Source organism: Chryseobacterium sp. CS3K3.1 (assembly GCF_059515165.1).
The window spans coordinates 40,159-64,617 of the sequence record NZ_JCAKRV010000007.1; the positions used below are offsets into that span (position 1 = coordinate 40,159).

At 36.7% G+C, this 24,459-nt stretch carries 21 protein-coding genes; 10 read left to right on the plus strand and 11 right to left on the minus strand.

Annotated features, from left to right (window positions below; genetic code table 11):
* Positions 1–69 precede the first annotated feature (69 nt).
* From AC5YGI_RS08480 to lpxB, 7 genes are all read right to left on the minus strand, one after another.
* Entirely contained in the window at positions 70–1,611 is a 1,542-nt protein-coding gene (locus AC5YGI_RS08480; RefSeq protein WP_227944177.1) for a TlpA family protein disulfide reductase, read from the minus strand.
* A gap of 309 nt (positions 1,612–1,920) precedes the next feature.
* Positions 1,921–2,688 (minus strand): succinate dehydrogenase/fumarate reductase iron-sulfur subunit, encoded by a 768-nt coding sequence (locus AC5YGI_RS08485; protein ID WP_062675785.1) that lies wholly within the window; start codon positions 2,686–2,688, stop codon positions 1,921–1,923.
* Positions 2,689–2,712: 24 nt separating this feature from the next.
* Positions 2,713–4,725, minus strand: a complete 2,013-nt coding sequence (locus tag AC5YGI_RS08490; RefSeq protein ID WP_110008262.1) for a fumarate reductase/succinate dehydrogenase flavoprotein subunit — start codon at positions 4,723–4,725, stop codon at positions 2,713–2,715.
* A gap of 15 nt (positions 4,726–4,740) precedes the next feature.
* Positions 4,741–5,403, minus strand: a complete 663-nt coding sequence (locus AC5YGI_RS08495; protein WP_062675783.1) for a succinate dehydrogenase cytochrome b subunit — start codon at positions 5,401–5,403, stop codon at positions 4,741–4,743.
* 145 nt (positions 5,404–5,548) lie between these two features.
* Positions 5,549–7,321: a ComEC/Rec2 family competence protein gene (locus AC5YGI_RS08500; protein WP_330743814.1), complete on the minus strand. Its 1,773-nt coding sequence runs from the start codon at positions 7,319–7,321 to the stop codon at positions 5,549–5,551.
* Positions 7,322–7,462: 141 nt separating this feature from the next.
* The gene (locus AC5YGI_RS08505; RefSeq protein ID WP_496167988.1) at positions 7,463–8,554 is read right to left on the minus strand and encodes a glycoside hydrolase family 99 protein; all 1,092 of its coding nucleotides are present in this window, start codon (positions 8,552–8,554) and stop codon (positions 7,463–7,465) included.
* Positions 8,555–8,594: 40 nt separating this feature from the next.
* Positions 8,595–9,698: a lipid-A-disaccharide synthase gene (lpxB, locus tag AC5YGI_RS08510; RefSeq protein ID WP_330743818.1), complete on the minus strand. Its 1,104-nt coding sequence runs from the start codon at positions 9,696–9,698 to the stop codon at positions 8,595–8,597.
* A 78-nt stretch (positions 9,699–9,776) separates the two neighbouring features.
* Between lpxB and AC5YGI_RS08515 the strand changes: the two genes are divergently transcribed.
* The 3 genes from AC5YGI_RS08515 to AC5YGI_RS08525 all read left to right on the plus strand — a co-directional run bounded on the left by AC5YGI_RS08515 (position 9,777) and on the right by AC5YGI_RS08525 (position 12,284).
* The gene (locus tag AC5YGI_RS08515) at positions 9,777–10,286 is read left to right on the plus strand and encodes a DUF2480 family protein (RefSeq protein ID WP_110008267.1); all 510 of its coding nucleotides are present in this window, start codon (positions 9,777–9,779) and stop codon (positions 10,284–10,286) included.
* A 1-nt stretch (position 10,287) separates the two neighbouring features.
* Entirely contained in the window at positions 10,288–11,547 is a 1,260-nt protein-coding gene (locus AC5YGI_RS08520) for a protein O-mannosyl-transferase family (protein WP_496167990.1), read from the plus strand.
* An 80-nt stretch (positions 11,548–11,627) separates the two neighbouring features.
* Positions 11,628–12,284, plus strand: coding sequence for a DUF937 domain-containing protein (locus AC5YGI_RS08525; protein ID WP_330743822.1), 657 nt, complete (start codon positions 11,628–11,630; stop codon positions 12,282–12,284).
* A gap of 58 nt (positions 12,285–12,342) precedes the next feature.
* Here the strand turns inward: AC5YGI_RS08525 and AC5YGI_RS08530 are convergent, their stop codons facing one another.
* Positions 12,343–12,462, minus strand: a complete 120-nt coding sequence (locus AC5YGI_RS08530; protein ID WP_065119703.1) for a 30S ribosomal protein THX — start codon at positions 12,460–12,462, stop codon at positions 12,343–12,345.
* 225 nt (positions 12,463–12,687) lie between these two features.
* Positions 12,688–14,082: an MATE family efflux transporter gene (locus tag AC5YGI_RS08535; protein ID WP_496167991.1), complete on the minus strand. Its 1,395-nt coding sequence runs from the start codon at positions 14,080–14,082 to the stop codon at positions 12,688–12,690.
* Positions 14,083–14,194: 112 nt separating this feature from the next.
* Here AC5YGI_RS08535 and AC5YGI_RS08540 point away from each other — a divergent pair, with 112 nt between their 5' ends.
* The 3 genes from AC5YGI_RS08540 (at position 14,195) to AC5YGI_RS08550 (ending at position 18,283) form a co-directional block, all read left to right on the plus strand.
* Complete coding sequence (locus AC5YGI_RS08540; RefSeq protein ID WP_227944170.1) at positions 14,195–14,557, plus strand: ankyrin repeat domain-containing protein; 363 nt, start codon at positions 14,195–14,197, stop codon at positions 14,555–14,557.
* Positions 14,558–14,695: 138 nt separating this feature from the next.
* A complete protein-coding gene (gene aspS / locus AC5YGI_RS08545; RefSeq protein WP_454511231.1) occupies positions 14,696–16,450 on the plus strand; it encodes an aspartate--tRNA ligase in 1,755 nt (584 codons plus the stop codon).
* Positions 16,451–16,951: 501 nt separating this feature from the next.
* On the plus strand, positions 16,952–18,283 hold the full coding sequence (locus AC5YGI_RS08550) for a M12 family metallopeptidase (protein WP_496167992.1): 1,332 nt from the start codon (positions 16,952–16,954) through the stop codon (positions 18,281–18,283).
* 82 nt (positions 18,284–18,365) lie between these two features.
* Here the strand turns inward: AC5YGI_RS08550 and AC5YGI_RS08555 are convergent, their stop codons facing one another.
* Positions 18,366–19,643, minus strand: coding sequence for an adenylosuccinate synthase (locus tag AC5YGI_RS08555; RefSeq protein ID WP_496167993.1), 1,278 nt, complete (start codon positions 19,641–19,643; stop codon positions 18,366–18,368).
* 185 nt (positions 19,644–19,828) lie between these two features.
* A complete protein-coding gene (locus AC5YGI_RS08560; RefSeq protein WP_227944166.1) occupies positions 19,829–20,398 on the minus strand; it encodes a Crp/Fnr family transcriptional regulator in 570 nt (189 codons plus the stop codon).
* Between the two features lie 146 nt (positions 20,399–20,544).
* On the opposite strand from AC5YGI_RS08560, the gene ku reads away from it, so the two are divergent.
* The 4 genes from ku to AC5YGI_RS08580 all read left to right on the plus strand — a co-directional run bounded on the left by ku (position 20,545) and on the right by AC5YGI_RS08580 (position 24,455).
* Positions 20,545–21,330, plus strand: coding sequence for a non-homologous end joining protein Ku (gene ku / locus AC5YGI_RS08565; RefSeq protein WP_120232730.1), 786 nt, complete (start codon positions 20,545–20,547; stop codon positions 21,328–21,330).
* Positions 21,330–21,935 carry a DNA polymerase ligase N-terminal domain-containing protein gene (locus tag AC5YGI_RS08570; protein ID WP_330743838.1) on the plus strand — a complete coding sequence of 202 codons (606 nt, stop codon included), beginning with the start codon at positions 21,330–21,332 and terminating at the stop codon, positions 21,933–21,935. Before ku ends, AC5YGI_RS08570 begins: the two co-directional genes overlap by 1 nt.
* Positions 21,936–22,006: 71 nt before the next feature.
* Positions 22,007–23,878, plus strand: coding sequence for a DNA ligase D (ligD, locus tag AC5YGI_RS08575; protein WP_496167994.1), 1,872 nt, complete (start codon positions 22,007–22,009; stop codon positions 23,876–23,878).
* Between the two features lie 31 nt (positions 23,879–23,909).
* Positions 23,910–24,455, plus strand: a complete 546-nt coding sequence (locus AC5YGI_RS08580; RefSeq protein ID WP_330743840.1) for a hypothetical protein — start codon at positions 23,910–23,912, stop codon at positions 24,453–24,455.
* The last annotated feature ends 4 nt before the right edge of the window (positions 24,456–24,459 follow it).

Sequence of the window (24,459 nt, forward strand, 5' to 3'; positions counted from 1 at the left end):
CCAGTTTGCAAAAATACAATAAAAAAAACCTTATCCGAAGATAAGGTTTCTATACAGTGTTAAAGTTTATTATTTTGTTGGAGCCGGCTGTGGATTTGCTGGCTGTGGAGCTTGCTGCATTGCAGATGGATCAAGCTGCAGTTGTGGCTGCATTTGTGCATTCGGATCTACTTTCGGAGCAGAAAGACCTGTCAGTTTATCAAGAATGGTCACCAATTCCTGCTCACCAAGGTTCACGAAAGACCTGCTGGCAATTTTACCGTCTTTATCGATGATGACAAAGCAAGGCAATTTGAATCCGTATACGCCATATTTCTTAGCGATATCTGAGTTCAATCCTCCTTCTCCGTAAACATTTACTCCCTGAATTCCTTTTAATAAAGAATTACTAGTTTTAATGAACTGGTCTTTTGTATCATCAACGTTTACAAATACAAAATTCATTTTAGACTTATAGAAGTTTACGACTTCTTTTAATACAGGTACGGTAGCTTCGCTGATGTAAGGGTTCCATGAAGCATAGAAGAACAGCATATAAGGTTTTCCTTTGTTTTCAGAAAGCTTGTAAGCTTTTCCGTCTTGTTTTGCTAAAGCTGCTTCGGGAGCTGCCTCTCCGATTTTAAGTCCTGTAATCGCTACCTGCATTTTTAAAAGGTCGCTTTTAATAGTAGCATCTTTAATATCTGAATCGATGATCTTCTTAATCTTGTCGATATTGGCAGCCGGAGTTGTTGGATGAATATCAGCCTGGGCCATTACAAATGCAAGAAGATAATCTTTTGTTGTTTGAGATAAATCTTTTTTAGTTTTTAAATACTGGGCAAACATCTCAGAAGTTGTAATACCTGTTTTTCCTTTGCTGTTTGCTTCAGCATATTTCTGGAAATCAGGAGTCATTTTTACCAGCAGATATTGTCTGTAAAGAGGAATAGTTTTCACCATTGCTTCTTTGTCTGTTTCTAACTGGGTTTCATAATCTTTAAAAGCTTTAGATGATTTGTAAGAAGGGTTTCCGGACATAGGACCGTGAGACATTTCATAGTTGGCAAGCAAATTAAGAATGGTTACTTTCACATCATTTTTTTTCCACTCTAATAATCCTTTGCTTGGATTATTTTTCTTAGCAAGGTCATCTACGTTTTTATTAATATCCGCTTCAATTTTATGCATCCCTTTTAAAAATGCTGCTTCATCACCTGCCATCAAAGCGCCTAAGTTAACTTTATTACCATATTCAGCTAAAAACTTCTGAGAAGCTGTAAGGAAATCATTATTCTTTTTAGCATCTCCGGTAATCACATATTCATTTGGGAAGGTAGCTCCGTTTCCTGAGATATTCACTTTTTGTCCTCCTTCAAGATAGATCAGGCTTTGTCTGCCTGCGTAGTTGATTACGTACATCCCATCCTTAGGAGCATCAAAACTTCCTGAAAAGTTTCCGTCTTTATCGAGACCTATATTAATTAAAGGCAGGGTTCCTACTCCTGAAGCTTCTACAAATTCAATTCTTTCCAATGGTGAGCTTCCGGTAATTTTTCCTTTTACTTCTACTTTTTTTGAACAAGACATCACAAAGAATGTGATGATAAACAATAAAAGATATTTTTTCATTTCAATTTTTAATATTACACAAAAATACGCTTTTTAGGGCTTGCTAATTCACACTAATTATTTTTTTTAAAAAATTTATTATTACCGTTCAAAAGGGGTATTCCAATTATTGAATGACACCTTTTTGATGGTAAAAAGCATTTGAAAGCTTTTTCATAAAAACGATTCAACTACCTTTCAAATATATAGTTAATAAATAAAGAATGACGAAGATCCGGCCATAAGTTAACAAACTTTAACAGAGTCTTCTTTTTCATAAAAAAATCGCCTCCAAAAATGAAGGCGATTTTCTATGTATTTGAATCAATTCTATCCTTGATCTACAAGAGCAGCCATGTATTCTCTGTTCATTCTCGCAATGTTTTCAAGAGAAATACCTTTAGGGCACTCTACTTCACATGCTCCGGTATTTGAACAGTTTCCGAATCCTTCCTCATCCATAGCTTTCACCATGTTCAGAACTCTTCTCTTAGCTTCTACTCTACCTTGTGGAAGTAATGCATACTGAGAAACTTTTGCTCCAACGAATAACATTGCAGATCCGTTTTTACATGTCGCTACACAAGCTCCACATCCGATACAAGCTGCAGCATCCATTGCTTTATCTGCATCTTCTTTCGGAACAGGAATCGCGTTAGCATCCAGTGTATTACCGGAAGTGTTTACAGAAATGAAACCTCCTGCTGCCATTACTCTGTCGAATGCGCTTCTGTCTACCATCAAGTCTTTGATAACAGGGAAAGCAGCACTTCTCCAAGGTTCAATAACGATAGTCTCTCCATCTTTGAACATTCTCATGTGAAGCTGACAAGTTGTGATACCTGTATCAGGTCCATGAGCTCTACCATTGATGTAAAGAGAACACATACCGCAGATTCCCTCACGACAGTCGTGGTCGAAAGCGATAGGTTCTTTTCCTTCGTTAATTAAATTTTCGTTCAGGATATCTAACATCTCTAAAAATGAAGAGTCTGTAGATACATCTGATATTTTATAGGTCTCAAACTGACCTTTAGTTTTACTATTTTTTTGTCTCCAAATTTTCAGCGTAAGATGTAAGCCTTTTTTTGCACTCATAATGTTATATTTATAGGTTGGAGATTATTTATAACTTCTAGTTTTAACCTCGATGTTCTCGTAGATCAGTTCTTCTTTATGCAACACTTCCGCGTTGATATCGTCTCCCTGATATTCCCAAGCTCCGACGTATTTGTAGTTTACGTCATCTCTTTCCGCTTCTCCATCCGGAGTTGAATGGTCTTCACGGAAATGTCCACCACAAGATTCGTTTCTATGTAGTGCATCGATAGCCATTAATTGTCCAAGCTCAAGGAAGTCTGCTACTCTGAATGCTTTTTCAAGCTCAGTGTTCATTCCTTCTCCTTCTCCCGGAACTTTTACGTTTTTCCAGAAGTTGTTTCTTACTTCTTCAATTTCCTTAATTGCTTCTCTTAAACCTTCAGGAGTTCTTCCCATTCCTACTTTATTCCACATGATGTTTCCTAACTGCTTGTGGAAATAGTCTACAGAGTGAGTTCCTTTATTGTTTAAGAAGAAATTAATTTTCTCTTTAATTCCTTTTTCAGCCTCGTCAAATGGTGCTGAATTGGTAGGAATAGTTCCTGTTCTGATATCTGCAGAAAGGTAATCTGCAATCGTGTAAGGAAGTACAAAATATCCGTCAGCAAGACCCTGCATCAATGCAGACGCACCTAATCTGTTTGCCCCGTGATCTGAGAAGTTAGCCTCACCGATTACGAAACATCCAGGGATCGTAGACTGAAGGTTATAATCAACCCATACACCACCCATTGTATAGTGAACCGCAGGATAAATCTTCATTGGAGTTTTGTAAGGATCATCAGCTGTAATTTTTTCGTACATTACGAATAAGTTACCATACTTCTCCTCAACCCACTTTTTACCAAGATCATAGATCTGCTGATCTGTAGGATTATGAATATGCTTTTCGATAGCGGCTTCTTTACCTTTTTTCATGATCTCTGTAGAGAAATCAAGGTAAACACCTTCTTTAGTATCATTATTTTCAATTCCGTATCCGGCATCACATCTTTCCTTAGCAGCTCTGGAAGCTACGTCTCTAGGTACAAGGTTACCGAATGCAGGATATCTTCTTTCCAGATAATAATCTCTATCTTCTTCTTTAATATTTTCAGGTCTTAATTTACCTTCTCTGATCGCTACTGAATCTTCAATTTTCTTAGGAACCCAGATTCTTCCTGAGTTTCTTAATGATTCAGACATCAAAGTCAGTTTAGACTGCTGTGTTCCGTGAACAGGGATACAAGTAGGGTGAATCTGTACGTAGCATGGGTTTGCGAAGTAAGCTCCTTTCTTGTGGATTTTCCACGCAGCTGAAACGTTAGATCCCATTGCGTTGGTAGAAAGGAAATATACGTTTCCGTATCCTCCTGAAGCAATTACCACTGCGTGAGCAGAGTGTCTTTCAATTTCACCTGTTACAAGGTTTCTTGCGATAATCCCTCTTGCTTTTCCGTCAACAATAACAAGATCCAACATCTCATGACGGTTGTACATCTTAATTCTTCCTTTACCGATCTGACGACTCATTGCAGAATAGGCACCTAATAATAACTGCTGTCCGGTTTGTCCTTTTGCGTAGAAAGTTCTTTTTACCTGAACCCCACCAAATGAACGGTTATCCAGCTGGCCACCGTAATCTCTTCCGAAAGGAACCCCCTGGGAAACACACTGGTCAATAATATTTGCAGAAACTTCAGCTAATCTGTAAACGTTAGCTTCTCTTGCTCTATAGTCACCACCTTTGATGGTATCGTAGAATAATCTGTAAGTAGAGTCACCATCTCCCTGGTAATTCTTAGCTGCGTTGATCCCTCCCTGAGCTGCAATCGAGTGAGCTCTTCTTGGAGAATCCTGGTAGCAGAATGCTTTTACGTTGTATCCTTGCTCAGCTAATGTAGCTGCTGCAGAACCTCCTGCCAAACCTGTACCTACAACAATAATATCAATCTTATCTCTGTTGTTTGGTGCAACAAGGTTCATATGGTCTTTATGATTTTTCCACTTGTCTTTAAGAGGACCCGCTGGAATTCTTGAATCTAATTTACTCATATTAGTATATTGATATTATTGAGTTATAAAATGGAAAACTGCTACGATGATGAATCCTGCAGGGATAAGAATTGAATACCATTTCCCGAAAGCTTTGATCACCGGCGTATATTTTGGATGTCTGGCACCGATAGACTGGAATGAAGACTGGAATCCGTGAGCTAAGTGTAATCCTAACAAAACAAAAGAGATTACATATAAAGCCACTCTCCAAAGATCAGCAAACTTTTCATGAAGCTCAGGCCAGAAACGTTCTGCATCAGGAGTCAATCCTTCTACATACTTGTAATTCATTTCGTGTAGCCAGAAATCATATAAGTGAAGCGCCAAGAAAGCTAAAATAACAGCTCCTGAAATAATCATATTTCTGGACATCCATGAAGAATTCACAGATGCGTTGTTTGCTGCATACTTTACCGGACGCGCTTTATTATTCTTGATCTCAAGTACAAATCCCATTACAAAATGGAAAATTACTGCAAAACCAAGAATAGGCTGCATTAAGAACTGCACAAAAGGATTATAGCCCATAAAGTCAGATGCTGTATTGAATGCATCCTTGTTTAGAACTGATAACAAATTGGTTGTCAAATGCAGTATAAGAAAAATCAGCAAAAACAGAGCTGATAATGCCATAGCGTATTTTCTACCTATCGTAGAACTCGTTAAACCTGCCATATAAGTTTAAATTTGAATTTCCACAAAATTAAGAAAGTTTAACAATATCGAAAAGTGAGAAATCTCACAAATAGACAGTTTGTAATCTTTCTAAATAAGATTTTCACCCGTTATAAATACAGGAAAATGGCTAAATTCAGAACCGTCATTTCAGATCATAAGTCTTATCTCTGAAAACTACTTTTTGAATGGAGGGTGACAAGGTTTTTATCTCAAAATGGTCTACTCTTCTGGATGCACAATATGGGTTGATTATATACTGTAAAACCTCCGCCTTATTTTTCATATCCGAAATCCAGAAACATACTCTGCTACCATTTTTTACTGAAAAAACGATGCTTTTATTAAAATGATGAACCAATATCTCTTCTTTCTGATGTTCAAAAGCCGTGATTCCGCTTCTTATCATCAGAAAGAGTAAAACTGCGGTCACCAAACTCATCCTATTTTTCACATTGAATTTCAGAATAGCCGGCCTTAACCAATATACAAACACCGATGCTGATATCACTTCTATTCCACTCATTGGAATATTTTCAAAGAAAAGAAAATCAACCTCAGCAAACCAATGGATCATCTTCAGCAGAACCTGAATAACTTCATCATACACTCTGTTTATAAGATCAAAATCAATTCCCAAAGAAATAAGACCGGTCATTACAAATGAAAAGACAATGATAATTTCAGAAAAAGGAACAATGACTACATTGGCAATAATTGATATGAATGAAAACTGGTGAAAATAACAGAGCACCAGAGGAAGTGTTGCCAACTGTGCTGATAAAGAAAGTGTAATGGTGTTATACAAAAGTTTTTTAATATCATTATCCTGCTTTGGAAAGCATTTCAGCAATGGCTGATTCAACCAGTAAATTCCCAAAACAGCCAGAAAGCTAAGCTGAAAACCCACATCAAAAAGCTGCTGGGTATCTCCAATCAGAATAAAAAAAGCAGACAAGGCCAGTGAGTGAAGGAGATCCGGCTTTCGTTGAAGCAAGACGAAAATAAAATAAACACTCAACATGATGCATGACCGCAATACTGAATTACCCAATCCGATAAAAGCGGCAAACAACCAGATGAAAATCAAACTGAGAATGACCGCGTATTTTCTGAGTTTTAAGGTTATAAAACGAGTCAGTAAAAAATAAAAAATCCCAAAAACAACCACAATATGAGTTCCGGAAATGGCCAGAAAATGAACCAGTCCTGACCTATTAAAATCTCTTACAGTGCCTGCATCAATTTCTGTTCTATCCGCCAGAATAATACCTTTTAGAAATTCTTTAGTTTTTTCTGAAATTGCTGTTTTATCTATTTTTCTAAGAACCTCAAACCTGTATTGTTTAAGCCGGTCTGCCCATGCTAAATCATTCCGTTCCGCAGAAACAATTCCTTCTGAAATATAAATCTGGTAATGAATATGTTTCCTTTTGAGGTATTGGGCATAATCGAACTGAAAATCATATGTTGGCGCCTGAGGTTGCGTAATATAAGCCTCAGCTTTGTAGTAGTGAATAAAATCCAGTTCTTTCCTGTCTTTTGGAACATATAGAATTGCATTGAAAGATGTACTCCCTTTCCGGATTATTCCTTCATATTTTCTATACTTTTCAGAAGAATTTAATTTCTGAGAGATCTTAAATGTAACTGTTTCATGTTTCTTTATCAGAAGCTTATCGTCTGACAAAGAGGTATTATAAAAATGAAGAATAATGCCTGCTCCAAACATTAGGAGCATCAGTAAAACAGTTTTTGCTTTATGTAGAAAATAAGAATGAAAGCAGATTAAAACAAGCAGGACCAAACAAGTTACAGCAACACCATCAATAAAACATTCCGCCAATGCTATTTTATCCTGAAAAAGAATTCCAAGAATAAAACATACTGCCAGAATAAGAAGAGGCTGCTTGTTCAATTTCCATTAATTATCCTTTTAAAATAGGTAACTAAAGCAGAATTTATAAACTCTTAAAGAACTAAATAAGCGCTCTGTCTTCATTAAAAATGTCAACAGAACGCTTTATTTTTTATTTTAAAAATTACATTTAAAAGTATATTATTTCTTTTTCAGAAATTTATCCGTCAAACGCTTTGTTTCTTTGATATAAAATAAAGGGTCTTTACCGTAATCTTCATATTTGAAATCACCTGCTTTTTTAGGAACAGCAGGCTCTATTTGTGTTCCTTCATGCCATTCATTAAATGATGTTATTCCAATAAACTCAGGATTTACTTTAACAGCAGCATCAAACATCTTCTCATAATATTTTCCGTTGTCTCTGCTTTTGAAATTGGCTTCATTCCACGGGCGGATTCTTGTATCGGAATAACCAGGACCTACACACGGAATAAAAATCAGATGATGATCTTTAGCAAATCGGGCCATAAAATCCCAGTTGGCTGTTGTACTTCCATACACAAACCCTTCACTGGCAAAATAAGTATAGAAACCGTCAAAACCTGAGTTATTAAAAAATTTAGCATCATCTTTCTCCACCCAAAGCCCGATATAAAGAGCATCCAGCTCTGTATTCCTGACTGTTTTTTCTCCTTTTTCAGATAATATTTTAATCCATTCTTCTTTGGGAATTTTATAACTGTCGTAAACATAAAACAAAGGCTTCCCTTCTTTTTTATAAAATGCGTGATGATTGGAATACGTCTTTACAAGGTAAGAAAGCTGTTCTTTTAATTCTGATGTATTTTTATAGAACGGCTCAATATGAAAGGCAATTTTTAAATCAAAGCGATCAGCAATATCCAGATATTTGATAAGACTTTTATCCGTGAACGAATCTTTTCCCAGCCAGCTTACCACAACCACTCCCACTCCGGAGTCTTTAATCATTTTCATATGCTGTTCGATGGTTTTCGGATCATTGGAGCTGTAGTTGCCAAGCGCCGGATAAAAATTTGCTCCGATATCATCTCCTCCTGTGTAATGGCCCATATTATTCCATTTCGGGTTGCTCCAGTGGGGAAGGATTTCATGGTTCCAGTGCTGATAACTTCCGTCCGTTGCAGGGTTTCCGTACCAGCCGTAATAAAATATCTGGACTTTATCTCTTTCATCATTCTGCTGGGCAAAACTGTTTGAGAAAAATAATGTTAACGTTAATAATAGAAGAAAACGGTTAAAATAATTCATAGTTACAATGTAGATTAAATTCTCAAAAGATTGATAAAGACTATACTTTCAATATCACCTCAGCAGCATGCTCACTTGCGCCTTTTCCACCGAGCTTTTCTCTCAGAAGGTTATAATCATTCAGAACCTGTTCCCTTTTCTCTCCTGACAAAATTTTAGTAAGCTCTTCTACCAGATTTTTAGTATTCAGATCATTCTGAATCAATTCTTTTACGACTTCTCTGTCCATAATCAGATTAACCAGAGAAATATAATTGATATTTTTCACCAATCTTTTAGCAATAGCATAGGAAATTTTACTTCCACGATAACAGACTACTTCAGGGATATTCAGCAAAGCTGTTTCCAGCGTTGCAGTTCCGGAAGTCACAAGAGCCGCCTTTGAGCATCTTAGCAGATCATAAGTTTTATTGGAAACAAAATGAACATTATCATCTACATATTTCTGATAAAATTCTTTTGGAAGACTTGGGGCTCCGGCAATCACAAACTGATAGTTTTGAAACTGCGGTCTTACGGAAAGCATGATTTCAAGCATTTTTTCCACCTCCTGTTCTCTCGAACCGGGCAGCAATGCTATGATTTCTTTTTCGTTCAAGCCATGCTCCGATTTGAATTTTTCAATACTGATTTCCTGCAGATCCGAAATAGCATCCAGCAAAGGATGACCAACAAAATGAGAGTGAACGCCGTGTTTTCTATAAAAATCTTCTTCAAAAGGGAGAATCACCATCATTTCATCCACATATTTTTTGATAATCTCTACGCGACCTTCTTTCCATGCCCAAAGCTGTGGAGAAATATAATAAACAACTTTAATTCCCAACTCTTTGGCAAATCTTGCAATTCTCAGATTGAATCCAGGATAATCTACCAGAATCAGGACATCAGGTCTGTTTTTCTGAATGTCCTCTTTACAGAATTTAATATTATTCAGAATAGTACGGAGGTTCATCACCACTTCCAGAAATCCCATAAAAGCAAGGTCACGGTAATGTTTTACCAGGGTTCCTCCCTGAGCTTTCATCAGGTCACCACCCCAAAATCTGAATTCCGCTTGGGGATCCTTGTGTTTTAAGGCTTTCATCAGGTTGCTTCCATGCAAATCACCGGAAGCTTCTCCTGCAATAATATAATACTTCATTTCTATAGTAAGGATAGAGAACAAATTAAGACAGATATGATCTTAATTCGTAAATTTGTTCAAAGATAATGATAAAAAATGTCAGAAGAATTTGAAATCCGGAATAAAGTTGCAGAAAGCGGCCTTATCAATTTTGACCTTACCACTTTACTGCCAAAAGGGGAAAGAAAAGGTATTGACCTTAAAGATTTCCTTTTTCAGGAAATGATCCTTAAAGAAAAGGATTTCCGTGAAAAGGTAGATGCAATCGATACGGAACAATATAAAGATACTTATATATACATCTACAATTCTGTAGATACCATTATTCCTCTTTGGGCTTATTTTGTTTTAACCGCAAAACTTACAGATGTAGCTAAGAAAATTGTTTTTGGAAGCCGTGAAGACCTGGAAGTTATTTTAATGCATAATGCCATCCAGACTCATGATTTTGAGGAAATGAGAGGAAAGAGAGTCCTTGTAAAAGGATGTTCAGATAAAGAAATTCCTGAAAATGCTTATATTGAATTGGTAGAACAACTGAAACCAATAGTAAAATCCCTGATGTTCGGAGAAGCCTGTTCTAATGTTCCTATTGTAAAGAACTAATATGAACAAATCTTTATCAGCCGTATTTTTATTTATTATTTTTCTTGGTATCTATTATTGCGGGAGTTTTTCAAAAATTCCTTTTGCTGATTGTGTAGGATTTGTGCTGAGTGCAGAAAAAGGCATATGGGAAACAACTGCTACCGCAACCAGTCACTTTTTATATATTAATACTGTTATTTTCATTAAAAATCTCGCAGGCATCAACGCTATTGAAGCAAGCAGGTTTTTAGTAGTTTTTTCAGGAGCAGCCACAGTTTCTGTCATTTATCTTACGTTGAAAAGTATTTCAAAAACAGAATGGGCATCTATTACGGCTGCTTTTGTATTTGGCTTCAGTTTTACCTTTTGGAGAAACGCGGAAATCGTGGAAGTATATACTTATAATTCGCTTTGGGTAAGCCTTTTTTTCTTTTCGGTTATCAAAATTTTTACGGAAAACAAGAAAATCTACATCCTGTTAAGCAGTTTATTTCTAGGGGTAAGCTTATGGGTACATATTCAGAATATTCTCCTGATCCCTGCTTTACTGATCTTTTTATTTTATTTCAGAAATGAAAAAAAATATGCAGCAGCTTCATTATTGATATTTGTTGTGTTATTCGGTTCTTTATTCATCTTGAATATTTCCCAGGGACTTCCTTTCAAATCTCCTTATAGTTCTGATCAGGGAACTTGGGTAGAAGACTCCCTGAAAAAAGATATCATTCAATACATAAAGGATTTCTTTCAATCTTTCGTATATCTTATTTATAATTTCAATCTGTTTATATTTTTTGGTATCGCAGGTATCCTGTCTCTGTACAAAACCAACAGAAAAATGTTTTTTGTTTTTGCTGCGGGGGCCGTATGTGTATATGGGTTTTCAACGTTTTATGCGGTATCAGACAATTACGTTTTCTTTCTGCCTTTCAATGTCATTTTTGCTTTGTCTATTGGCTACGGTCTTTCTTCTGTCAAATATACTAATCTTAGAAAATTTTCATGGGTCTGCCTATTGATTCCTGTAGGATATCTTCTACTGTATAAAGTCATTTTTTTAACAGAGAAGGGAAAAGAATTTCATTCATTTAAGGAGTATAAAGGCGGACTTTCTTATTATGTACTTCCATGGATGAATAACAACGTAGGTATTCTGGAGTTCACCATTGATAAAAAACAGGCACCGGAACCCATTGAATGGATGACCGCTAGTGCAACAGAATATATAAAGCTGTTAAAAAGCAAAGGCTATACTGAAGAGCAGATCAGAAAACTTTAACAATAATTGTGAGAGCCGGTTATTTTCTGAGGCATATTTTTTGATAACTTTGGTTTACTTAATACTTAATAAACACAAAAATGAGTTTAATTGACCTTCTTACAGGGAACACCGGCAATCAGGTTGCTGAACAGGCTGAAAACAAGTTCGGGATCAGCAAAAATCAGGTAATTGCCCTATTAGCCGTTGCTGCACCTCTTATCATTTCTTATCTTAGAAATAAATCTCAGGATACTAAAGAAGCGGAAGCTTTAAATAATGCTTTAGATAAAGACCATAACGGCAGTATTTTAAATGATGCTTCACAAATTGAGGCAAGACAGGCTGAAGGAGGATCGATCCTTGATCATATCTTTGGCGGACAAAAAAGTACTGTTGAAAACCAGTTATCACAGAACACAGGAATTTCTATAGACAAAATTGGTCCTATTCTTGCGATGCTGGCACCTGTAGTTATGGGTTATATCGGACAGCAGAAACAACAAAGTAATGTAGGAGCAGGCGGCCTGGGAGATCTTTTAGGAGGAATTCTTGGAAATGCTTCCAATCAGGCTCAAGCCCAGCAGTCTAATCCTTTGAATGACATTCTTGGAAGTGTTTTAGGAGGTGGTGGACAATCTCAATCATCAGGAAATCCTCTGAACGATATACTGGGAAATGTATTGGGTGGCGGAGGAAACCAACAACAAGGCGGCGGACTAGGCAGCATCCTTGGCAATATTTTAGGTGGTAAATAATTAATTTAATTTTCATAAAAAAGACCGGAGATATGATCTTCGGTCTTTTTATTTTTGATTACTTTTTAGATTTCTCTTCAGAAGCTGCAAAAGATTTTGAGGCTTTTTTAGGTCTTCTTTTACCATAACTTCCGGAATTAATTTTTCCTCTTCTTGATTTTTTGTCTCCTTTTCCCATAGTATTATGTATTTGTTGTTCTACGAATTTAGAAAATACAATACTAAAATCCAATTAATGAAGCTGTTAAAGTTTTATAAATTAGGAATGGAAGCTGGAAGTTACTATCAGGTTACTATTTTCAATTCTCAACCAGCAGATTACCTATCTTTTTCATTTTTGTTAACAAAGACTAGATTAAATATTTCAAACTGCCAGTACTTCCCTCTTCCAGCACCCAGCCTTTTAAACTTTCACCACCTTCCATTTTCCTTTTTTAAATAGGATAAAAGCAACAATGGTAATTAAAGTTTCTGCGGCTGGAATTGATATAAAAACACCTTTTGGTCCCATATCAAGATACTTTGATAAAAAATAAGCCAGCGGAATCTGAAACAGCCAGAAGCCAAAAAGGTTAACCCATGTAGGAGTCCATGTATCACCAGCTCCATTGAATGCATTGATCATCACCATCCCGATTCCATAAAAAATAAATCCTATGCTCATAATCTGAAGTGCATTTTTAGCAAAATCTTTAATAGCCATTTCCTGAGTAAAAAAACTAACTAAAAAGTTCCCCATAAAAAGGAAAATTAAACTTACCACCAGCATAAAAATGACATTATATTTCACGGTTTTCATCACCGACTGTTCCGCTCTCAACATTTCATTCGCTCCCATATTCTGCCCCACCAATGTAGACGCAGCATTACTCAATCCCCAGGCTGGAAGCATAAAGAACATCATCAGTCTTAAAGCAGTCTGGTAACCTGCCGATGCATTCTCTCCTCCTGTAGTAGCTACCAGTTCTGCAAGAAAAATCCAGCTGCAAGAAGCAATGACAAACTGAAAAATTCCGGGAGTTGCAATTTTTATAATAGATTTGATTAATCCGTAATTCGGTTTAAAATAAGAAACAAGAATACGGATCTGAGTATCTGCAATCAAAAGATGGTACAGCTGATAAATAACCCCAATACTACGTCCGATTGTTGTTGCCAAAGCAGCTCCCGTAAGCCCTAAAGCAGGTACAGGCCCCAATCCTTTTATCAGAATCGGACAGAGAATAATATTGGCAATATTGGCTATCCATAAGCTTTTCATCGCAATCATCGCGTTTCCGGCTCCTCTGAAAATACCATTAATTAAAAATAAAAGCATAATGATCGTACTGCTTCCCATCATAATCCGGGTAAAATCCTTCCCATAAGCTGCTGCCTCTGGTTTTGAGCCCATCAGGATCAGGATTTCTTCCGAGTATATGACTCCGAGTAAACTTAAAATAAAAGTAACCGCAAAAGAAACCAACAACACCTGTGCAGCACTTCTGGAAGCCTGTTCCGGATTTTTTTCACCAATTCGTCTTGCTACCAGTGCTGTGGCTGCCATACTCATCCCAATCGCAATAGAATACATTATGGAAAGTACAGATTCGGTAAGTCCCACCGTTTGAATAGCAAAACCGCTTTCTTTCAGATGGCCGACAAAATAGAGATCCACAAGCGCAAATACAGATTCCATAGCCATTTCAAGCATCATGGGAATGGCTAAAAGCAGCACAGCACTTCTGATATTCACTTTCGTAAAATCAGTTTCTTCACCGCTGAATGCTTTTTTCAAAAATTCAATATATCGTGTCATTTCACAATTAATAATTTATGTAATTCCAAAAATACAAATCCAATTATTAGAAAAACTTAGCAATTGGTAATAAAATTTAATTTAGATTTGTATATTCTTAAAAATTATCCTTATGAAAAAAATAATCTCTACTATCTTTCTATTTGGAATGTTACTGTCTGGCAGTATGTTATCTGCCCAGAAGATGACTCAGGAAAAGATGAAAGCCATTTATTCTGATGATATTGCAACATTTAAAAAACAGTTTGCTCCGGGAGATTACAACAAATGTTTCCTTGTTGGAAATATACTTTATTCACCCCTTGGCTTCAGTGTAATGTCTGACAGAAAGAATATTATCAACTTCCTTTTGGACAATAAGGCTAATGTGAATAAAAAATGTCAGAACAAAACACCTCTTGAAGTAGCTGATGAAACAAAAGGCAGTGAAGAAGTAAAGAGAATTCTGATCGCAAAAGGTGGTAACAGAATTTAAAAAAATCTAAAAACAATATATGAAACTTCCGAAAGGGAGTTTTTTTTATTTATAAAACCTGCAAAAATCTTATCTTTGCCAACGAAAAATTCAAGGTTCCGAATTGAACCTTAAACATTGAACTTTAAACAAATAATTATGTTTCGATCACACACCAACGGAGAGCTATCTCTGAAAAATCTGAATGAAGAAGTTACACTATCAGGATGGGTACAGACTATCCGTGATAAAGGATTTATGATTTGGGTAGATCTTCGGGATCGTTACGGAATTACCCAGCTGGTTTTTGACCAGGACCGCTCTTCTGCCCAACTGATGGAAGAAGCTAAAAAACTGGGCCGTGAATTTGTGATTCAGGCTACCGGAAGAGTTATTGAAAGAGTAAGCAAAAACCCTAATATTCCAACCGGGGAAATTGAAATTCTGGTAGAAAAACTGACTATTCTGAACGATTCTCAACTTCCACCTTTCACTATTGAAGATGAAACGGATGGTGGTGAGGAATTAAGAATGAAATACCGCTATCTGGATATCAGAAGAAATCCGGTAAAAGATAAACTGATCTTCCGCCACAAAATGGCACAGAAAGTAAGAAATTATTTATCTGACGAAGGTTTCATTGAAGTGGAAACACCTGTTTTGATCAAGTCTACTCCAGAGGGAGCAAGAGATTTTGTTGTACCAAGCAGAATGAACCCGGGGCAGTTTTATGCGTTGCCACAGTCACCACAGACTTTCAAACAGCTTTTGATGGTAGGTGGAATGGATAAATACTTCCAGATTGTAAAATGTTTCCGTGATGAGGATTTAAGAGCAGACAGACAGCCGGAGTTTACACAGATCGACTGTGAAATGGCTTTTGTAGAGCAGGAAGATGTCATGAATGTATTTGAAGGAATGACTAAAACTCTTTTAAAAGACATTACAGGTCAGGAATTCGGGGATTTTCCAAGAATGACTTTCGCAGATGCGATGAGAAAATATGGAAACGACAAACCGGATATCCGTTTTGGAATGGAGTTCGTGGAACTGAATGAGCTGGTAAAAGGAAAAGATTTCAAAATATTTGATGATGCAGAATTAGTAGTAGGAATTAATGTAGAAGGATGTGCAGACTATACAAGAAAGCAGATTGATGAACTTGTGGATTGGGTAAAACGTCCTCAAATTGGTGCTTCAGGAATGGTTTGGGTAAAATTCCAGAATGACGGAGTGAAGACCTCATCGGTAAACAAATTCTACAACGAGGAAGATTTAGCAAAAATCATCGAAAAATTCGGGGCAAAAGAAGGAGACTTGATGTTGATTCTTTCCGGAAACGAAAATAAAGTAAGAGCTCAGCTTTCCGCATTGAGAATGGAACTTGGAAACCGTTTGGGACTAAGAAAAGGAAATGAGTTTGCACCACTTTGGGTTGTTGACTTCCCTCTGTTGGAATGGGACGAAGAAACTGAAAGATACCATGCAATGCACCACCCGTTCACCTCTCCGAAGCCAGAGGATATCCACTTACTGGAAACTGATCCTGGTAAAGCAAGAGCCAATGCTTATGATATGGTTCTGAACGGAAACGAAATCGGTGGAGGATCTATCAGAATTTTTGACAGGGATCTTCAGTCTAAAATGTTTGATTTATTAGGATTTACCAGAGAAGAAGCAGAAGCTCAGTTTGGATTCCTGATGAATGCATTTAAATATGGTGCACCGCCGCACGGAGGTTTAGCATTCGGATTTGACCGTCTGGTAGCTATTCTTGACGGAAATGAAGTGATCAGAGATTACATCGCTTTCCCTAAGAACAATTCAGGACGAGATGTAATGATCGACGCACCTGCTTCTATTGCAGATGCTCAGCTCGACGAACTGGAATTACAATTGAATTTAAAAGCATAATGTAGAGCGGGGTATTTGCCCCGCTTTTTTTATATTCTCATACAGCCCTTAAGTTCACCTTGAACTTCCTGATATTTTATACTGACAATACTATTTTGAAAAACAAATCTTAATCAAGTAATATTATTTAGAATCAAAAAACATTACAAATCCCAATATAATTTATCAATTTATTAACAAAACAAACTTTACACTAGTAAAATATGCATTTTTACGCACTATATCAAACATTCATGAAATAACTTGATTTACAATTTAATAGTAAAAATTAAATTAAAACAATTGTATCAACGAAATAAATACATTTTTCAAATAAAAAAATAACAAATCAATCATTATATTATGTTATATGTAAATATGATTTTTATTAATATATTTACGTTACACAGCTGAATTATAATGAAGACTTAATCAAAACTTAGGAATTGATGTATTTATAATCTCATGCGTATGATAATAATATAGCTGTTCATATTGTAAACCAAACCAATATTAAATAATATGAAAAGCAAACTATTACTCTTATCAGGATGCCTTGTTCTGGCACTGAATTCATGTAGATCGGATAGTGAAAATCCACAAACAGATTCAATAGACCTTACAACGACTAAACAGGACAATGCGAAGATTCACAAATTATTAATTGACGGAAAATACACGTATGTTAATGAAGTCAATGGTGAATATTTTTATGCAGATGATATAACAATCAGTACCGAACAGTTTACTAAATTAAAGAGCCTGGCCAATTCAGAAATATCCACAGCTGAAAAAAGCACTATCGTTAGTTCATTTATTAAAACCTGGCCTAATGCTACAGTCTATTACACATTACCCAGCCAGGGAACTATGAGCACTCAGAATTACAATACGTTCCTTACCAATATCAGCAAAGCGTTTGAGATGATCTCGTCTCAAACCACGATGCAGTTTGTTCAACGTACCAATCAAACAGAATACATCACCTTTACTTATACAACTTCCAACAGTTCTCCACTCGGATGGCAACAAAACAGAGTTAACGGTATTAAGATTTATAATATCACGTATCCCGCCATTATCGCTCACGAAATCATGCATTCTATGGGAATTATGCATGAGCAGTGCCGTCCGGATAGAGATCAGTACATCATTGTAGATGTTAACAAAGCTGTAGAAGGAAGCCGCCATAACTTTAATATTTATAATGATTACGCAGGATATGGGGATTTTGATTTCGGTTCAGTCATGATGTATCAGTCTACAGACTTTGCTATAGACCCAAGCCAGCCTGTAATGACTAAGCTGGACGGATCCACTTTTACCAAGCAAAGGACAGGATTGTCTGCCGGTGATTATGCCGGAATCAATCATTTATATGGTCCTGTTAATGCCAGTTCTGCCATCAACGGTACTTATACGATGACAACAGCTTTAGCGAATAATAAAAATGTAGATATTACCGGAAGTTCCACTACAGATGGCACCAGTATAATTTTGTATTCAGCTTCTACAGGAAATAATCAGAGGTTTACTTTCAGTAAATCAGATCATGGGTATTATATCATCAAATCTATACTGGATCCTTCAAAGGTGTTAACCGTAAGAGGTAACGGAACAACGAATGGAACGGCTGTTGAGTTAAGAACCAATGTTAATGCCGATTCTCAGAAATGGTTATTATTCAATCTTGGAAACAATGGATTTGGATTTGCTCCCAAAAATGCACCAGCATTGAGATTAGAGGTAAAAGACGGCTTAACAACCAATCTTACGCCCATTGTAATCGGCACTACGGATCAAACGGTTCAGCCTTCTATAAAGCAGCGCTTTACACTTACAAAAGTTAACTAAGTTTTCCATACAATAAAGAGGTTAGAAAATATTTTCTAACCTCTTCTGTTTATAAGATCAATATATATTGCCTGGCATAAAACTATTTGCTGATTAATTTCAACATCTGCTCCCTTCCCGGCCCGGTCGAAAGATAAGCCACCGGAATTCCCAATTCTGCTTCCAGAAATGATAGAAATTCAACCACTTCCTTAGGCAGTTCCGAAGGGCTTTTCATTGCAGAAAAATCAGCATCCCAGCCATTCATCCATTTCAATACAGGTTTTCCGTTTTCAGGAAGTAAACCTGAAACATCCACTGTTTTTCCGTCTTCCAGTTCATAATGGGTACAGATTGCTACAGATTTTAATCCGCTCAAAACATCCGCTTTTGTCAGAACCAGCTGGGTAACTCCGTTGATCATTACCGCATATTTTAAAGCAGGCAAATCCAGCCATCCGGTTCTTCTGGGACGTCCTGTATTGGAACCAAATTCATTTCCTTTCATTCTGAGATCATCTCCAAATTCATCTAAAAGTTCCGTTGGAAATATACCATTTCCCACACGGGTACAATACGCTTTCGCTATCCCGTAAATCTCACCGATATTTTTCGGTGAAACACCTAGACCGCTACTCGCGCCTGATGCTGTCGTTGAGGAAGACGTTACATAAGGATAAGTACCATGATCAATATCCAGCATCGCTGCCTGAGATCCTTCTGCCAATACTTTCTTACCTTCAGATAAAGCTTTATTAATATAAATTTCAGTTTCTGTACAATTGAATTTTTTAAGAAACTCCACCGCATCAAAAAACTCTTTACTGATTTCTTCTAAAGCAGGCAAAACAATCATTCCTTCTTCTTCCAGCATTCTGTAATCTCTATCCAGAATATGCTGTGCCCTGCTTTGAAAATCTGATGAAAATATATCTCCTGCCCTCAGGTTCTGTCTTAATATTTTGTTTGAATATGCCTGGGCAATCCCATTCTTTGTAGTCCCGATCGTAGTATACTCACGACTTTCTTCCATGAAAATATCCAGAAGCTTATGCGTTGGCATTACCAGGTGTGCTTTTTTGGAAATAATGATATTGTTTTCCGGCTGAATGGTTTTATCAAATACCTGAAGATTCAGAATTTCTTTTTTAAAACTTACAGGATCAATAACAGTTCCCGTACCGATCACATTCTGTACTCCTTTCATAAAGATTCCCGAAGGAATCATTTTAAGCGTTATTCTGCGCCCGTTTCTTTCAATGCTGTGCCCTGCATTAGATCCGCCATTAAAACGTGCTGTAATGTCGTAATTTTCACTGATCAGATCAATGAACTTTCCCTTTCCTTCATCTCCCCATTGTAATCCTAATACAATATCCATATTCGTATTTTAAATTTTATGAAGCAAAGCTATGGCAGTCAGCAGGAAAGACCATTGTCATTTGACAAAAAGAGATTTCTTGAGAAACTAGAAGCTAGATTTTAGAAGTTAGTAAACTCACAAACCCTCTTACTCTCCCACTCAAAATAATATCATCTATCAATTATCATTTATCAATAATAGTTCTAGACAATATTTCTCCTGATCCTGCTCAGCGAAGACGGTGTAACACCAAGGTAAGAAGCCAGCATAGATTGAGGAACTCTGTTGGCAAGGCCGGGATAATGATTTAAAAAATGAATGTACCGTGATTTCGCATCCTGATTAAGCATGATACTGGCGACCTTCAGTTTATTTTCCACTACAAAAGCATGGATTCTTGCAAACAAAACAGGCCATACCGCAATTTTCTCTTCCAGAATTTTAAAATGTTCACGGTCAATGACCAGCAATACAGCATCGGTAATCGCTTCAATATCTTCATGCGCGGGCAGTTGATCTGTAAAGCCCTGAAAATCTCCGATAAATCGCCCTTCGTAAATAAAATACCGTGTGAAATCATCACCTTGCTTGTTGTAATACAAAGACCGGAAAACCCCTTCCTTCACAAAGGCAATTCTCTGACTTACTTTCCCGGCTTCTATAAAAGGCTCTCCTTTTTTTACTGTCATTTCCTGAATTCCTTCAGCAATCAGCAGCTCGTCCTGAGGATTCAGTGTTCCGAATTTTTTGATATAAGTAAAAAGCTCTTCCATATTTTGATATCACCACGGATTGCGGAAATATAAAGATATAAAAGTCGGAGATAAAAACAATTGTCATTTGGCAACAAAGTCCATGAAAGGTACCACACGGGCTTCTGTCGGCATATTAATTGCTTGATTTTTAAAAACGTAAGACAATGAAAGCAATTTGGAACGGCGCAATTGGCTTCGGATTAGTCAACATTCCTGTAAAAATTTATTCCGCCACGGAAACCACAAAACTGGATCTCGATATGCTCGACAAATCTGATTTTTCAAATATCCGGTTCAAAAGAGTAAATGAAAATACAGGAAAAGAAGTAAAATGGGAAAACATTGTGAAAGGTTATCTCATGGACGACAAATATATCGTTCTTGATGAAGAAGATTACGAGGCTGCAAGCCCGGAGAAAACAAAAATCCTTTCTATTGACCAGTTTGTAAAGGAAGTAGAAGTAGACAGTATGTATTTTGAGACTCCTTATTATCTGGAACCTCAGAAAAATGGTGAAAATGCCTACAGACTTTTATTAAAAGCTCTTGAAAAAACAGCTATGGTAGGAATAGGGACTTTCGTACTCCGTGATAGCGCAGCTATTGGGATGATCCGTCCTTACAATGACGACATACTGGTTCTTAACCGCCTGAGATTTGATCAGGAAATAAGAGACTATTCAGATTTAAAAATTCCTGCCCAAAAAGCTCCGAAACCTGCAGAGTTGAAGATGGCTGTCAGCCTGATTGAACAGCTTTCTCAGGAATTTGATCCCGCAATGTATAAAGATACCTATTCTGATGAGCTGATGAAGATCATCAAGCAGAAAGCAAAAGGCAAAAACGTAAAAGCCCAAAAAGCGCAGCCTGCAAAAGAAGGTAAAGTGATTGACCTTATGGCCCAATTAAAAGCCAGCCTGAATACCTCTAAATCCAAATCCGCATCGTAATGGCTCTCAAAGATTATCATAACAAAAGAAAGTTCAATGAAACCAGCGAACCTAAAGGAAAAACAAAGAAAAGCAAAGACAAACTGATTTTTGTGATTCAGAGGCATGCAGCCTCCAGACTTCATTATGACTTCCGGCTTGAAATGGAAGGTGTACTGAAGAGCTGGGCTGTTCCGAAAGGCCCGTCTTTAGACCCCAAAGACAAACGTCTTGCCATGATGGTAGAAGATCATCCTTACGATTATAAGGATTTTGAAGGAAACATTCCGGAAGGAAATTATGGAGCCGGACAAGTGGAAGTATGGGACAGCGGAACTTATGAACCTCTGGAAGAAAATTCTAAACTTTCTGATGAAAAAGAACTTCTGAAGGAACTCTATGCCGGTTCTTTAAAATTTATTTTGCATGGCAAAAAGCTGAAAGGTGAATTTGCTCTGGTTAAAATGAAAAATAATGATGACAACTCATGGTTGCTTATTAAACATAAGGACGAATTTGCAGAAAGTCCTTACGATGCTGAAGAAAACACTTCACCAAAATCTCTGGTTACCCAATTTTTAGAGGAAAAAAAAAACCTAAAAATAAAAGAAAAAAAGAAGTCGTAACTTCTCAAAAACCTTTCAGAAACTTCAATTCTTTAACGAATGAAAAAAAGCTCAAGTCTTTCATTAAACCTATGCTGGCTAAACTTTCAGAGGAACCGTTCAATGATAAAGACTGGATCTTTGAAATAAAATGGGATGGCTACAGAGCTATCGCAGATCTCAGCCATGATACTCCGCTTTTCTATTCCCGGAATGGAATTTCCTTTTTATCAAAATTCGACAAAATTGCTCAGGATTTCGGCCAACAAAAACACAGTATGATCCTGGATGGCGAAGTTGTGGTCTATAACGAACAGGGAAGGCCTGATTTTCAGCTTTTGCAACAAATCGGGGATAACCCTGGTGCCGCCCTTGCCTATCAGGTTTTTGATATTCTATGGCTCAATGGTCATTCTACAGAAGATCTGCCTTTAATTCAACGTAAAGAGCTTTTAAAAGAGGCTCTGACAGAAACCGAACGGATCAAGTATTGCGATCATATTCCTGAAAAGGGCATTGAGTTTTTTGCACAAATGAAAGAAATGCAGCTGGAGGGGATGATTGCAAAAAGGGCAGACAGCCTGTATGTTGAAAATCACAGAACCACCGATTGGCTTAAAATCAAATTTTCCAATACAGAAGAGGTCATTATTTGTGGTTTTACGGAACCCAGAGGATCCCGGGAAAGCTTCGGAGCGTTGATATTAGGAAAATTTATCGATGGGCAGCTTACTTACTGTGGTCATACAGGAACAGGTTTCAATACGGCTTCTTTAAAAGAAGTGTATGAGAGACTTCAGAAAATAATTGTAAAGTCATCTCCATTTGAAACAGCTCCCAAGACCAATATGCCGGTAACGTGGGTAAAACCTGAGCTGGTATGTGAAATCAAATATTCTGAAATTACCAAGGACGGAATCTTCAGACATCCGGTTTTTATCACAATCAGGGATGATAAAAGCCCGGAAGATATTAAAAATCCATCCTTCACCGAAAAATCTAAAGATATGAATACAAAAGCTTCACCAAAAAAGACAAAGGTTTCTGAGAAAGAAAAAGAGGTTACCTTAGACCAGCATTCTGTAAAGCTTACCAATCAGGATAAAGTCTATTTTCCTAAAGATGATATTACGAAAGGAGATGTTATTGAATACTATCAATCCGTAGCCCGGTATATTTTACCTTACTTAAAGAATCGTCCGCTTTCTCTGAACCGTTTTCCCAATGGAATTGAAGAGCAGGGTTTTTATCAGAAAGACGCAGGAGATCATGTTCCTGACTGGATAAAAACCACACAGGTATATTCTGAATCTAATGATAAATACATTGATTATATTTATTGTAATGACAAAGCAACATTAGCCTATCTGAATAATTTAGGCTGTATAGATCTCAATCCATGGAACAGTTCGTTACCTGATCTTGAGCATCCTGATTATCTGGTTTTAGACCTGGATCCTTCTTCAAAGAATACATTCGATGAGGTGATTGAAACGGCGCTTCAGGTGAATGAAGTTTTAAAATCAATTAAAATAAAAGGCTACTGCAAAACTTCAGGGAGTACGGGAATTCACATTTATATTCCGATGGGCGGTAAATATGATTTTGACCAGGTTAAAGATTTCGCTCATATCCTCATGAAGCAGGTGAATGAAAAACTGCCTAAGATTACTACTTTAGAAAGAAGTCTTCAAAAAAGGGATAATAAAAAAATTTATCTTGATTATCTGCAGAACAGAACAGGACAAACCCTGGCAAGCGCATACAGTCTCAGGCCGAAACCAGGAGCTTCAGTTTCCATGCCTCTGGAATGGGACGAATTGAAACCGGGAATGAAACCTACAGATTTTACTATTGACAATGCTCTTGACAGAATTAAAGAGAAAGGAGACTTGTTCAAACCGGTTTTGGGTAAAGGAATTGATATGATAAAGGCTTTGGAGCTGCTGCAGAATATTGATTAATTTCTTATTTTTGCCCGCAAAGCTTTTACCCATGGATGATTCAATCAAATTACAGTTATATTTCAATGAAAAGATAGAAAGAGAAAATCAGAAATTTTTCTTTCAGTATACATGGAAAAAGCACTTTGTTGAACTAAAAAAAGCAATCATATATGCTGTTCTATTCATGGCATTAGGATTTCTTCCTATAAAATCTTTGAATCTTGGTCCTGTTTCCATTATTTTTAAATATGGTAGTTTCTTATTTATAGGATATATTTTCCTTCTATTATATCAGTATTTCAATACTAAAAATAAAACCTTTAAATTAATCGAAGAACAAATTGATGATCTTAGAAAAAAACATGATGAAATAAGCTTTATAACACTTCATCAGGATAGTATTACTGTTAAAAATCCATTCAATACAATCAACTGCGTCTGGGATAAAACTCATTATAAAATAGTTGATCAATACCTTATTTTAAATATGGTTAATAAAAATATTAATTTCATTTTTACGGAAGCCGAGTTTAAGGAGAATGAATATAAAATTTTATTAGATTTTCTTCAGCAACATTCTACAAAAGAAAAATAAAAAC